Here is a 12,063-nt window from a genome sequence, read left to right as displayed (position 1 = left end):
TCCCAGCCCCTTACGTGCATCAGCCAGTTTATCCTCCCAATGCTTCACGGAGTTCTGTCCTATGATATCCGTCACATACTTCACAGCAATAAAAGGCACGTTCTTGGCACGGCAAACAAAGGCTTGCGCAAAAGCTTCCATATCGACCACATCGCCTTTCACATCCGAAAGTTCCGTCAGAAAAGTATCACCTGTATTACAAATACCTTCTCCTGCCCAATGCATACAGTATCCCTTCTCTGCCAGCAAGGCAGAAGAATCAATCTCATATTCCAAACCCATATCGGCTAACTTCTGCATATCACGGTCTATAAAATGACGGCACACCAGAATATCTCCTACCTGGCAATCAATGCTTCCCGCCGTACCTACGTTGATCACCAAGTCCGGCTTAGCCTGATTAAGCACTTCAGAAACATAATAAGCTGACTTCACTTTGCCTACTCCCGTACGAATATAGCCGATGTGAACTTCTTCCTCTCCTATCAATCCGGGAAACTTTAACTCCGTAAACTCGCCCTGTACGGCGTAAGTAACTAAAATTTTCATACTGCATCTTTTTATTTTGAGCGAGTAAATGTACAACTTTTTTTTAGAAACTAAAATTCATCCACTTGCGACTTAATCTTTTCGATCTGTCTGACCAAGCAATCCATCTTCCGCCTATTCTTTTTAATCATTACAGGACGCAGAACAAACCAATTAAGGGCAATCCATAAAAACAAAACAGAATACGCTATCAGTCTGAACGTAAAAGATGAATTAAGAGTATATTCATACATATAAAGAAGGATACCGGAGGATAGCAAAATGAAATATAAACTCATTACCTTAGTCTGCATGAAAGTTTCTTTCCCTTTCAGCATAAGCAAATTATTCAGATAATCGATATTCGACTGTTTCTCGTCCAATGACCTATACAAAGAAGTTATCTTCCGATTGACCGCCACCACAATACACATCGGCAGGATTCCCACAATGATTCCAATCTTAGTACTCAAGAATTGCGGTTTGAAATAGATCCAGATAAATATCATAAAAAGGATAGTCAACACTAAGATAACATCAAGAAATATCCCCTTTTTAAGACCGTTTTTTCTGAAATGGCTGATCTTATTCAATATTTCAGATTGATCGGCAGCCGGAACAGTCTGCCTGTTCCACAATTCTTTTATATCAATATTACTCTCCATATTCTTTGAATTTTCTTGTTAACCGAACTTTTATACGATGAATTCTTACACGGACATTACTCTCCGACAATCCAATGATTTGCGCTATATCCGTTTGCCTGACATCTTCCAGTTCCAGCGAAATGATAATGCGGTCTATCTCCGAAAGTTCTGCAATAAACTTGTATAGTAACTGAATCTGCGGCTCAATATCCGTCTTTTCATCTTCAAACAAATCGGCAGGAAACTGCGTAGATAAGATTTGCTTCTTCCGTTCCAGCTGACGCAGGCAGTTATTGGTTGCAATACGAAATATCCAAGTATCAATATTGGCTTCATTCCTGAAGGTGGGCAGATATTGCCAGACTTTAATAAAAGTTTCCTGAGCCATGTCCTGAGCTAAGCTGTAGTCATTTACATACCCCATGCATAAGCGGAATATTTTATTCCAGTACCTCCTATATATATCTTCAAATTCCACTTAACGCTCTTTTATAAATTCACAAATTTGATGAATGAACCATTCCCTATCATCAAACATCACAAAATGCAAGCCTTTATCTGCATATCTGATTTGTGCTACTGACAAATTCTTATATTGATTCTTAATGACCGTATCTATATGTTTGAAATAAGGCTCCAAAAGTACGAGAGAAGGGACAACTATATTCTTTATACATTCCCTTAAATCTGTATTCGAGAAATCACAGAATAGTTTAGCATACGTCTTTCTGTCAGATGCCAATCCCCAGTTTACAATTTCGGTAAATCTCAATGAATCAGTGGTAAGCGTTGCCGCACTCATTCTTTGCATCTGTGCAAATTGCTCCTCATCCATAGCTGTAATCCTGTCAATTAAATCTGTGCAGTCATTATCAGGAGCAGATTTAAAATCAGGAACTCTCAAAGCCATCAGACAAGGCAAGGCATCTACAATCACAATCTTTCCTGTAAGCTCCGGGAATTCAGCCGCAATTGCAAGTGCCAAACCACCTCCCATACTATGCCCCACGAGAATAGGTTTCTCTATCCGCTCCTCTTTGATAAACTTTGCAATCTGCATTTTCCATCTTTCGAATGATGGACAATCTTCAGGTGCAACGCCCGAAAAGCCCGCCATTGTCAGCACATAGCAGGTATAGCTGTCTTTCAGTACGCTGACTGTTTCCGCCCAGACATCACCCGAGCATGCAAAACCGGGTATAAATATAACCGTTTGTTTTCCTGTTCCCGATTTTACTACCGAAAAAGGATAATCCTGTGCAAAAATCAAAAGAGAAGTTCCCAATAACATCAGGATCAAAAGTAATCTTTTCATCGCCATATATTCTAAAGTTTTTCCTTTAGATACGGGTCACTCCGGAATGTTACAAGAAAAAGAGAATAGTATCGGAAAACTTCAATCTGATTTCTGTCTATTCTATAAGTTTTTCGGACATATCACCTGTTTGGCCATCCAGAAATTAGTAAGAGAAAGCTTATTTGCCTTGCGCTTTTGCTCTTCCTCCACTATATAACCTTTTTTTTCAAAGAAAGGGCGGGCTGTTAAACTCACTTCAGATGTAATCCGCATAATCCCATTTGTAATTGCATACTGTTCTATTTCATTCAAAAGCATTGTAGCAATGCCTTCACTCTGAAAATTCTTGTGAACAAACATAGAGTGTAAATACCCCTGGGAAGTGATAGATGAAAAACCTACGATTTCCGACTGTTGATTAACAGCTACAATAAAATAATGGGTCTTTATCATATCTTCTATATTAGAAAGATCATCCCCACATGATGCCCAGTCTTCAACTTCCGCCTGTGAGTAATCGCGCCTATTTATCGCGAGAACGGTATTCTGAAATAAATTTTTCAGCTCAACGGCATCCGACTGCAAAGCTGCTCTGATTATAAAGTTTGCTTTCATTATTTTATAATATACGTTTTCAGTGCTTCCACATATTCCTCAAAAGCGTCTACTCCCTGTGGCGTAATCTTACAGATAGTGCAAGGCATCTTTCCCTTGAACGTCTTTGTCACCTCCACATACCCTGCTTTATTGAGTTTATCAATCTGCACGCTGAGGTTGCCCGCCGTTGCTCCCGTCTGTTGCCGGATAAAGACAAAGTCTGCCTCTTCGACACCAATAAGCAACGACATCACCGCCAGGCGCAGTTCGGAATGCAGTAAGGGGTTCAGTTCTTTAAACATGCTTTCTTTCTATTTTTATAGTGCAAAGATAATACATTAAACTCTTCGTTTTGACATTATGTTCAAATAGTGTCCCGGGATGACCATCATGAAAACAAAGGCTAAAGCGAAAAGCAATATCTGATCAAACTTGTCTATATACAGACAACCCAATGATGCAAATATACCCAGCACACCGCTTACCGTAACCAGTTTCATATTTATAATTAGTCCGGTTAAAGTAGTTCCCATCCCCATCATCAACAGGATCACAAAGAGTATAGGCAGACTCCAATAGATCATAGATACACATGAAATCAGTAATCCGCATAGTCCGAAAACTACCCATACATATCCTACTATCCGGTCAATATACGTTCTTGCCATCCTTTGCTTTTTCCTCTGGCTGTAGATAGTAACCGGGTAAGAAACAGCCGGCATCAGAAGCCATAAAAACTGCCAGTAATAATTGCCGGTTTCTTTCAAAAGATACCAAACCAGCAAAGAGGTCACCACAGTCATGTATCCCCATACTAAAAAAGGAGTTCCGGCGTATTTCACCATCTTGAACTTTGTATTCTGTATCATTTGAGTGATGAGTTCTAAACTCTCCTGCTCATTCAATTTCTTATTGTCCATATTCAATACAAATTATTTTAATCATACACATTCCGGATTCTGTCTCTTCTGTCTGCTGCTCAACAAAGCATAAATGGACATGCCCAGCAGAGGCAAGTGGTACAATCCGACATAAAATCCAGTATCAGAAGCAAAATTACCCATATTATAACATCCGATAATAACTCCTACCATTGCCGTCACCCGCAACACTACCCTGTTCACTCCCCGTTTACTTAGTACAAGCAAAGTTAGAAACACAGGAGTCATCGGGCAGAAAGCCAATACCGAACCGCCATCATACAAATAATGCAACTGAAAATCCGGCAATGCCGTTTTCAGACTCATCGGCCACCACAAACAAAACAGAGCAACAGGTATCGTCCAACCGGTTTTCCAGGTAACATTATCAAAAGAAAACTCATTGTTGCCCTTCCATGCAGCCCACAGCCAGACTAATGCAACGAAACCAATCATTGCAACGTTCACTGTTACCATACTGAAACCATGCTGTCCTGTTACAGCCATATTCTGTATCACAGCATAAAGCAGGTAAAAACAACCTGTAATAGCAGTAAAAACTCTGCTAAACTTTCCCTTCCAGACTACAACAGCTATCAAAGCCAGAATCATCATCACCTGAAAATAAAAGCTGTATGAATACATATCCAGAATAAAAGCATGCTGCAACGTATAGAATACGATGTCTCCCGCTGCCTCAAACCTAAAATCTTTCGTCGCTACAGGCATCAAAATGAATTGCAATACCACCAGCAATGAAAAGAATTTCCAGGAAGTTAAAAAACTCTCCCAACGATTCGCTTTCATGATTGATTCCCTTTCTTTAATATATCACTTTTCCCAATCATATACATTTAGTATTAAATAGAGCATCAAAGCCCAATTACCCGCAAGCATATATATCACCCAAGTTCCCATTTTTTCATTCTGCTAATAGATAAGACAAAGACAGCAACAACACTAATAGGAAAACGCCCAATACCAAAAACAGTCTTTTCGTTACGGGTAACTGCCAGCCAAAGCAGATTTTTCTTGCGATTTTGCATCATTCGGGTAATAGCCTCTATATTGCCTTCTTCAAACATATCAGCTTTTTCTGCTGTTAACGATTCGGTGTTCATCGTTTATTATCCTTTCTTGCACAATAATTCAGGATATGCCCGGGAATAATCAATGCAAAAACAATCACCAATACAAATTCTAACAATGACAAATAAGAAGAAGTCTTATCCAGAATACTGAATAACATATTCAGTCCCAATGCAATTCCAAAAGCAGGGAAACCGGAAAAGAGTGTATAGCGAATTATGCTCCCGGTTATAATGCTACTTAGAGAAATAAGGATTGCGCATATCGGCAGAATTATCTCATAATGATTGGTAAACGTTGCTCCAAGTACAATCGCAATACAAAGTAGCCCCATGATTTGCCACATTTCATTCAAGACCTTATCGCCATACGACTTTGCGAGCTTACGTTGCTTACGTACCAGTATGAAGCTAAAGAGATAACCTAAAACCGGAACTCCCCAAAAGCCCCACATCCAAACTGGATTTCGCGTCCAATAGATTCCTGCAAAAACTACCAACGTCACTATTGCAGAAACATATCCCCATAACAAAAACATATTTCCACTACCCGTATCTAAATTACGTCGGGTATTCTGTATCATTTGAGTGATAAGTTTCAAACTCTCTTGCTCGTTCAATTCTTTGTCTTCCATAATAATGTCTTTCTCTTCCATAAAATTATTTTTTAGCTTTATTCCGCAGATCGGTCAACTCGACATCAATTGTTTTTGCTCCAGCTGTCATGTCTAAATCCACAATCGCACAATTCTCCGTCGGTACACCGTCTACTCTGTCCAATTGATAATTACCGTTTTCATCGTGGTACACATACAATTTGCATTTCCCTTCGGGTACTTCTTTCAATACAAGCGTCACTGTATCACCAGTAGCGTCCGCCATCGCATACTGCCCTTTATCAGCAGCAATCATCACCTTCCCTTTCGCCGAACGGATATTCTTCACCTTCACCGTCAAGTCACTCTGAGCAGAAACAGATACTGCACTAAAGACTAACACTAACAGCGTAACCCATTTAATACCAGTCATTTTCATAATCATACACAATTTAGATTTTCACAATAAAAACATATTTTGGGTTCGAACTCCACTGCAAATATAAGCAGTTTATTTTATAAACCAAATTATTATATAAATTATTTTATAATGAGCAATATATAACTAAAAACTAAATGTCATGTCGCAAGAAACTAATTCCTGCACTGCGATAAACTAATCATCAGGATTAATAATATTATTCTTACCACAGTTATATTAGTTTCTTACTACAACTATGTTATATTCTTACCACATCTATTGTAAGAAAGAAATATAGTTGTAGTAAGATTAATATTATTCAAGAAAAATATTAGTGTATCGCAGTATCAAGATTAGTAAAATGTACAAATTGATATAGTTTTTAGCCACCGCCGAAGATTCCATTTTCAAACGTCACAAATTCCTTTTTCCGGTTATTTCACCTCTCCTACAACATTTTTCCCTGAAAAGTTTTTGTAATCTCCAAGTTAATTGTATTTTTGTGTACAATTTTGGTATAGTAATGACTGACGAAGAAAAGAAGCGATTAAGTACCTTTGAAGCGAGACTGCGCCATTTGATCTTTTTGCATGATGAATTGAGGCGTGAAAATGCTGAATTAAAGCAACTTCTAAAAACTAAACAAGAAGAATGCGAGCAGGTACATGCCGAATATGAAGCTTTGGAAGATGACTATACGAACCTAAAAACAGCAATGACAATCAGCCTTAACGGCAGCGACGTAAAAGAGACGAAACTGCGATTGTCCAAATTAGTGCGTGAAGTCGATAAATGCATCGCTTTGTTGAATGAATAACGAGATGTATGAACGATAAAATAAAGATAAACCTGCAAATGGCAGGCTCAACCTACCCCCTCACCATACTGCGCGAGGAGGAAGAAATGGTAAGAGAAGCCGCCAAACAGGTGGATATACGGCTCAATGCGTATCGAGAACATTACCAGAATGTGACTCCCGAAAAAATTATAGCCATGGTGGCCTATCAATTTGCTTTGGAGAACCTGAAAATGAAAAACCGAAACGATACTCGTCCGTATGCCGACAAGATAGAAGAACTGACAGAGGTGTTGGAAACATACTTCAAAGGACTGTAAACGTCCGGAAGCCTTTCCTTAGAACACCAGAGCCAGCAAAAGAATTAGAAAATCCACGCACTGTGTGAAAGTATCCCTCTTAAAAAAGAATGAGGGTGGCTTTCCTGCAGTGCGTTTTTTATTTATATACTTAAAACAAATTGAAATGACAGTAACAATACTAGTATCCATTGCCTGTTTCATTATCGGTGGATTTCTGTCGTACATGTTCTTCAAACATGGTTTGAAGTCCAAATATGACAACATTCTGAAAGAAGCCGAGGCTGAAGCGGAAGTGATTAAAAAGAATAAGTTGCTCGAAGTAAAGGAGAAGTTCCTGAACAAAAAAGCAGACTTGGAGAAAGAAGTAGCGATCCGCAACCAGAAAATTCAGCAAGCGGAGAACAAGTTGAAACAACGTGAGCTGGTGCTGAACCAACGCCAAGAAGAGATACAGCGTAAGAAATCAGAAGCTGAAGCGGTGAAAGAAAACCTGGAAGCCCAGCTGGTTATTATCGACAAGAAGAAAGACGAACTGGATAAACTGCAACAGCAGGAAATTGAAAAACTGGAAACCATTTCCGGTCTTTCGGCCGACGAAGCCAAAGAACGTATGATCGAGTCTTTGAAAGAAGAGGCCAAGACGCAGGCACAGTCCTTCATCAACGACATCATGGACGATGCCAAGCTGACTGCCAGCAAAGAAGCAAAACGTATCGTAATACAATCCATACAGCGTGTAGCTACGGAAACCGCCATCGAAAATTCAGTGACCGTATTCCACATTGAATCAGACGAAATCAAGGGACGCATTATCGGTCGCGAAGGCCGCAATATCCGTGCGCTTGAAGCCGCAACAGGTGTGGAAATTGTGGTAGATGATACGCCGGAGGCTATCGTATTATCAGCTTTCGACCCCGTACGTCGTGAAATAGCCCGCCTGGCACTGCATCAGTTGGTGACTGACGGACGTATCCACCCGGCACGTATCGAGGAAGTTGTATCTAAAGTACGCAAGCAAGTGGAAGAAGAAATCATCGAAACCGGTAAACGTACTACGATTGACCTCGGTATCCATGGCTTGCATCCTGAACTGATCCGTATTATCGGTAAGATGAAATATCGTTCTTCTTATGGTCAGAACCTGTTGCAGCATGCCCGCGAAACAGCCAACCTTTGTGCTGTGATGGCATCGGAACTGGGTCTGAACCCCAAGAAAGCAAAACGTGCCGGATTGCTGCATGATATCGGTAAAGTGCCCGATGAAGAGCCGGAATTGCCGCATGCACTCTATGGTATGAAGCTGGCTGAGAAATTCAAAGAAAAACCAGATATCTGCAACGCTATCGGTGCCCACCACGATGAAGTGGAGATGACGAGTCTTCTGGCACCCATCGTACAGGTATGTGATGCTATCTCAGGTGCCCGTCCGGGAGCACGTCGCGAAATTGTTGAGGCTTACATCAAGCGTCTGAACGATCTGGAACAGTTGGCAATGGCCTATCCGGGTGTGACGAAGACGTATGCTATCCAGGCAGGTCGCGAGTTGCGTGTAATTGTTGGTGCTGATAAAATTGACGATAAGCAGACTGAAAACCTTTCCGGTGAAATTGCGAAGAAGATACAGGATGAGATGACTTATCCGGGACAGGTGAAGATCACAGTAATCCGTGAGACACGTGCAGTAAGTTATGCGAAATAAATTGTAAAGATTGAAACTAGTGATAAAGAGGTGGGGAAACAAAAAATCCCTGCCTCTTTTTGTTTTCTTTGTCATTCACGAAACTGTTTCTTATTTTTGCATCTACAAACCAAGTAATCCTGATTATCAATTATGGAGCAATATCAATTTGAAGTTTGTGCCAACTCCGTGGAGAGTTGCCTTGCCGCACAGGCAGGAGGAGCAAACCGGGTGGAATTATGCGCCGGAATACCGGAAGGAGGTACTACCCCATCCTACGGAGATATCGTCATTGCCCGGGAGGCCTTAACAAAGACTCTTCTGCACGTCATCATCCGTCCCCGTGGCGGAGATTTTCTGTACTCCCCCATCGAGCAACGCATTATGCTGAAGGATATCGACAACGCCCGTCGATTGGGAGCAGACGGAGTTGTATTCGGTTGTCTTACCGCTAAAGGAGATGTAGACCTGTCCTTAATGAGGCAGCTGATCGAAGTTTCACAAGGTATGTCCGTTACGTTCCATCGTGCTTTCGACGTATGCCGCAATCCACAGGAAGCGCTGGAGCAAATCATAGAGTTAGGTTGTAACCGTATTCTTACTTCCGGTACACAGGCCACGGCCGAACAGGGCATCCCTTTATTAAAGAAATTGCAGCAGCAGGCAGACGGGCGCATTATCCTGCTGGCAGGTTGCGGAGTAAATGAAAATAATATCGCTCACATCGCCACGGAAACCGGTATCCGGGAGTTCCACTTCTCAGCAAGAGAGACCATCGAAAGCAAAATGCTGCACAGGAATGGAACAGTTTCGATGGGAGGTACTGTGAACATAGAAGAGTATCGTCGCCCCATCACTACCGCAGAACGCGTAAAAAGAACAATAAAGTCGTTGACCGGTCCCATTAAGAATTAATTTAAAACAATCAATATGAAGGCATTAAGTGTAATCACTTTATTAACTCTCCTCAGCATTTCATGTGCGCATGAAGCTAAAAATCAAAGTTCCTCAAACTCCACTTCCGACAGCATTGTCCCTACTTTCCTGAAACAGGAAGAAGCCGCACTCCTCCTTCAGAAGGAGGACGAGCATATCCGCAGATGGAGCTCATTTGACTTGGCTTCACACACCGTTGGCATCGAAGGCGGAAAACAGGGATATTTGCAGTTTGCCGGCGCACAGACCCGTAATTGGAATGATGAGGAAACGGCTCTGCTTCAGAAGTCATCTCAATCCATCAATCAGATTATCCGTGAAAAAGAGCTGAAACTTCCTTTCCCGGAAGAAGTCAGATTAATAAAGTCAACGATAAAAGAAGAAGGTGGTGCGGGAGGATATACCCGAGATACTTACATCGTACTTATCGACAGGTTGCTCGAACATCCTGAATATGTAACCAAATTGTTGGCACATGAAGCATTTCACGTCCTTACCCGGAACAATCCGGATTTCCGCAAGAAGATGTACAGCATCATCGGTTTTAATATTCTTCCGAAGGAAATAGAATTTCCCGAAGAGTTGAAAGAACGGTTTATCTCCAATCCAGATGTTATCCGCCACGACAGCTATGCTACTTTTACCATCAACGGTGAAAAGAAAGATTGCTGCATGGTTATTTATTCAACCAGACCTTATGAGGGAGGCAGCTTCTTCCAATACCTCAACATTGGCCTCGTTCCCATCGACAAGAATACCTGCAAAGCAATTGAGAAAGAAGGTAAGACAGTGGTTTACTCTATTAACGAAGCCTCTGATTTTTATGACAGAATGGGACGTAATACTCAATACATCATTGACCCGGAAGAAGTGTTAGCCGATAACTTCAGTTTATTGCTGACAGGAATGACAGAGGGGTTGCCCTCACCGGAAGTGATACAAAAAATGGAAGAGGCTTGCAAATAAGCCTCTCCCACTCTATTGTTGCTGTTCTTATAGTCCTTTCACCGTTTTCATCAACTGCTCACCCAAGCCAATAGTATACCCCTGTGAAACAAATACCACGCGATTGAAGGTATCAGCAATGATAAATATGGGCAATGTATCTTTGCGTTTCAGCTTCATATTCTTCACAATCTGTTGAGCTATGTCTTCTGTGTCAATTCCATAAATCACAGTATTGGGTAAACCGGGGAAGTCAGCAGCACGATATTTGCCGGCCTGTTCCTGATTTGGGAAGAGTAATACAAGCTTTCTACCCCATTTCTCCAGATCGGCTTTCAAAGCAGAGATATCCCGTAAGGCATGGTTTGTAGGCTCCTGGTTCACTCCAAGAATACCGACAACGAAGTATCCACGGCCACAGGCTTGAAGCAGACTTTGCTTGTTTCCGCCTTCCAATGTTGTGAACAAGCTCTCCGAATTGAAGTTTCCGATAACCTGTACTTCATCTTTATTTTCACGCATCACCAATTTCGTTTCTGTACGTCCACCTGCTTTCACATTTAATGATGTCATTTGCGCCAATACACCACCACTTGCCAGGCGGGTACCGGTTACCAGAATATAATCTCCGGCATCCAGAGACGTTCCCTCCTTCAGCAAACTGCTCCATGTAACACCGCCACCCATGTCTGCGTCACCCTCGTCGTAAGACAACAACTGCAAACTACCTTGCGGAGTTACTTTGGAAATAGTGAAATGAGAATAATATTTCGGATTATCCAGTGACTGAATCGGTGTATATGTAGCTGCAAGCCTGCCCCTCTGCGCAGGTACCTGTCCGGCTGCTTCGAAGTTCACATCTATGGCTCCGTCGTCAGTTATCAGCTGTACTTTACCGGTCACTTCATCAATGCGTGCGGGAACTCCCATGCTGCGTGCCATGGACACGAAGAAGATATCGCGACTGTGGGCATCGGCCAAACGTGCTTTCCACACACCTTCGGGAGATACAGGAGGTGCCCCCAGATTACATTCCTTGTTCACCTGAATGTTCTTTGCCACCCATGCAACCATCTTCATAGGCTCTGCCACATAAGCCTCAACATCTTCTTTCGAAATCACTTTACCAAAGAAAGTTTTATACGGAGTCAACATCTCATTGCTTACGCGCGGATTGCGCACATATTTACGGAAATATCCGGCATTCGTCGTACGCACACGAGACTGCATGTGATCTATCAACACATCCAGACGAACATCACGAAGGTCTTTTGCCGAAATCTGCTGCAAAAGGTCTATCCCGCCTTTCCTG

The 12,063-nt window shown here is 41.7% G+C and carries 17 protein-coding genes; 5 read left to right on the top strand and 12 right to left on the bottom strand.

Features of this window, described 5'->3' with window-relative positions; translation table 11 throughout:
* The 11 genes from BACCELL_RS16415 to BACCELL_RS16365 all read right to left on the bottom strand — a co-directional run.
* Positions 1-549, bottom strand: a 549-nt coding sequence (locus tag BACCELL_RS16415) for a 5'-methylthioadenosine/S-adenosylhomocysteine nucleosidase family protein (protein WP_007213055.1), incomplete at its 3' end; no start/stop codon positions are given.
* A gap of 50 nt (positions 550-599) precedes the next feature.
* Positions 600-1,193 carry a hypothetical protein gene (locus BACCELL_RS16410; protein ID WP_007213054.1) on the bottom strand — a complete coding sequence of 198 codons (594 nt, stop codon included), beginning with the start codon at positions 1,191-1,193 and terminating at the stop codon, positions 600-602.
* Entirely contained in the window at positions 1,183-1,653 is a 471-nt protein-coding gene (locus BACCELL_RS16405; protein WP_007213053.1) for an RNA polymerase sigma factor, read from the bottom strand. Before BACCELL_RS16405 ends, BACCELL_RS16410 begins: the two co-directional genes overlap by 11 nt.
* Positions 1,654-2,496, bottom strand: a complete 843-nt coding sequence (locus BACCELL_RS16400) for an alpha/beta fold hydrolase (RefSeq protein ID WP_007213052.1) — start codon at positions 2,494-2,496, stop codon at positions 1,654-1,656. It lies immediately after the preceding gene.
* A 96-nt stretch (positions 2,497-2,592) separates the two neighbouring features.
* On the bottom strand, positions 2,593-3,087 hold the full coding sequence (locus BACCELL_RS16395) for a GNAT family N-acetyltransferase (RefSeq protein WP_007213051.1): 495 nt from the start codon (positions 3,085-3,087) through the stop codon (positions 2,593-2,595).
* Positions 3,087-3,371, bottom strand: coding sequence for a winged helix-turn-helix domain-containing protein (locus BACCELL_RS16390; RefSeq protein WP_007213050.1), 285 nt, complete (start codon positions 3,369-3,371; stop codon positions 3,087-3,089). Before BACCELL_RS16390 ends, BACCELL_RS16395 begins: the two co-directional genes overlap by 1 nt.
* A 36-nt stretch (positions 3,372-3,407) precedes the next feature.
* Positions 3,408-3,989: a hypothetical protein gene (locus BACCELL_RS16385; RefSeq protein WP_007213049.1), complete on the bottom strand. Its 582-nt coding sequence runs from the start codon at positions 3,987-3,989 to the stop codon at positions 3,408-3,410.
* Between the two features lie 21 nt (positions 3,990-4,010).
* A complete protein-coding gene (locus BACCELL_RS16380; protein WP_007213048.1) occupies positions 4,011-4,796 on the bottom strand; it encodes a hypothetical protein in 786 nt (261 codons plus the stop codon).
* Between the two features lie 95 nt (positions 4,797-4,891).
* Entirely contained in the window at positions 4,892-5,110 is a 219-nt protein-coding gene (locus tag BACCELL_RS16375) for a hypothetical protein (RefSeq protein ID WP_007213047.1), read from the bottom strand.
* Entirely contained in the window at positions 5,107-5,733 is a 627-nt protein-coding gene (locus BACCELL_RS16370; RefSeq protein ID WP_007213046.1) for a hypothetical protein, read from the bottom strand. The genes BACCELL_RS16375 and BACCELL_RS16370 overlap by 4 nt, the downstream gene beginning before the upstream one ends.
* A 4-nt stretch (positions 5,734-5,737) precedes the next feature.
* Complete coding sequence (locus tag BACCELL_RS16365) at positions 5,738-6,112, bottom strand: DUF2141 domain-containing protein (RefSeq protein ID WP_044154066.1); 375 nt, start codon at positions 6,110-6,112, stop codon at positions 5,738-5,740.
* Positions 6,113-6,617: 505 nt separating this feature from the next.
* Here BACCELL_RS16365 and BACCELL_RS16360 point away from each other — a divergent pair.
* From BACCELL_RS16360 to BACCELL_RS16340, 5 genes are all read left to right on the top strand, one after another.
* A complete protein-coding gene (locus BACCELL_RS16360) occupies positions 6,618-6,911 on the top strand; it encodes a hypothetical protein (protein ID WP_007213044.1) in 294 nt (97 codons plus the stop codon).
* 8 nt (positions 6,912-6,919) lie between these two features.
* The gene (locus BACCELL_RS16355; RefSeq protein WP_007213043.1) at positions 6,920-7,210 is read left to right on the top strand and encodes a cell division protein ZapA; all 291 of its coding nucleotides are present in this window, start codon (positions 6,920-6,922) and stop codon (positions 7,208-7,210) included.
* Positions 7,211-7,355: 145 nt separating this feature from the next.
* Positions 7,356-8,891, top strand: coding sequence for a ribonuclease Y (gene rny / locus BACCELL_RS16350; RefSeq protein WP_007215675.1), 1,536 nt, complete (start codon positions 7,356-7,358; stop codon positions 8,889-8,891).
* 132 nt (positions 8,892-9,023) lie between these two features.
* Complete coding sequence (locus tag BACCELL_RS16345; protein ID WP_007213041.1) at positions 9,024-9,785, top strand: copper homeostasis protein CutC; 762 nt, start codon at positions 9,024-9,026, stop codon at positions 9,783-9,785.
* A gap of 15 nt (positions 9,786-9,800) precedes the next feature.
* Positions 9,801-10,772, top strand: coding sequence for a hypothetical protein (locus BACCELL_RS16340; RefSeq protein ID WP_007213040.1), 972 nt, complete (start codon positions 9,801-9,803; stop codon positions 10,770-10,772).
* 27 nt (positions 10,773-10,799) lie between these two features.
* On the opposite strand, the gene BACCELL_RS16335 is transcribed toward BACCELL_RS16340, so the two are convergent.
* Positions 10,800-12,063 (bottom strand): transglutaminase-like domain-containing protein (locus BACCELL_RS16335; protein ID WP_007213039.1); only part of this gene is annotated, 1,264 nt, incomplete at its 5' end.

The organism is Bacteroides cellulosilyticus DSM 14838 (genome assembly GCF_000158035.1).
Classification (GTDB): Bacteria; Bacteroidota; Bacteroidia; order Bacteroidales; family Bacteroidaceae; genus Bacteroides; species Bacteroides cellulosilyticus.
The sequence above is the reverse complement of the archived record's forward strand: the minus strand, read 5'-3'. Positions and strand labels throughout refer to the sequence as shown.

What these genes read in the sequence shown, in the direction of transcription:
- BACCELL_RS16410 (WP_007213054.1), bottom strand. Translation starts at nt 1,193, where the DNA reads ATGGAGAGTAATATTGATATAAAAGAATTGTGGAACAGGCAGACTGTT.
- BACCELL_RS16400 (WP_007213052.1), bottom strand. Translation starts at nt 2,496, where the DNA reads ATGGCGATGAAAAGATTACTTTTGATCCTGATGTTATTGGGAACTTCT.
- BACCELL_RS16395 (WP_007213051.1), bottom strand. Translation starts at nt 3,087, where the DNA reads ATGAAAGCAAACTTTATAATCAGAGCAGCTTTGCAGTCGGATGCCGTT.
- BACCELL_RS16390 (WP_007213050.1), bottom strand. Translation starts at nt 3,371, where the DNA reads ATGTTTAAAGAACTGAACCCCTTACTGCATTCCGAACTGCGCCTGGCG.
- BACCELL_RS16385 (WP_007213049.1), bottom strand. Translation starts at nt 3,989, where the DNA reads ATGGACAATAAGAAATTGAATGAGCAGGAGAGTTTAGAACTCATCACT.
- BACCELL_RS16380 (WP_007213048.1), bottom strand. Translation starts at nt 4,796, where the DNA reads ATGAAAGCGAATCGTTGGGAGAGTTTTTTAACTTCCTGGAAATTCTTT.
- BACCELL_RS16375 (WP_007213047.1), bottom strand. Translation starts at nt 5,110, where the DNA reads ATGAACACCGAATCGTTAACAGCAGAAAAAGCTGATATGTTTGAAGAA.
- BACCELL_RS16370 (WP_007213046.1), bottom strand. Translation starts at nt 5,733, where the DNA reads ATGGAAGAGAAAGACATTATTATGGAAGACAAAGAATTGAACGAGCAA.
- BACCELL_RS16365 (WP_044154066.1), bottom strand. Translation starts at nt 6,112, where the DNA reads ATGAAAATGACTGGTATTAAATGGGTTACGCTGTTAGTGTTAGTCTTT.
- BACCELL_RS16360 (WP_007213044.1), top strand. Translation starts at nt 6,618, where the DNA reads ATGACTGACGAAGAAAAGAAGCGATTAAGTACCTTTGAAGCGAGACTG.
- BACCELL_RS16355 (WP_007213043.1), top strand. Translation starts at nt 6,920, where the DNA reads ATGAACGATAAAATAAAGATAAACCTGCAAATGGCAGGCTCAACCTAC.
- rny (WP_007215675.1), top strand. Translation starts at nt 7,356, where the DNA reads ATGACAGTAACAATACTAGTATCCATTGCCTGTTTCATTATCGGTGGA.
- BACCELL_RS16345 (WP_007213041.1), top strand. Translation starts at nt 9,024, where the DNA reads ATGGAGCAATATCAATTTGAAGTTTGTGCCAACTCCGTGGAGAGTTGC.
- BACCELL_RS16340 (WP_007213040.1), top strand. Translation starts at nt 9,801, where the DNA reads ATGAAGGCATTAAGTGTAATCACTTTATTAACTCTCCTCAGCATTTCA.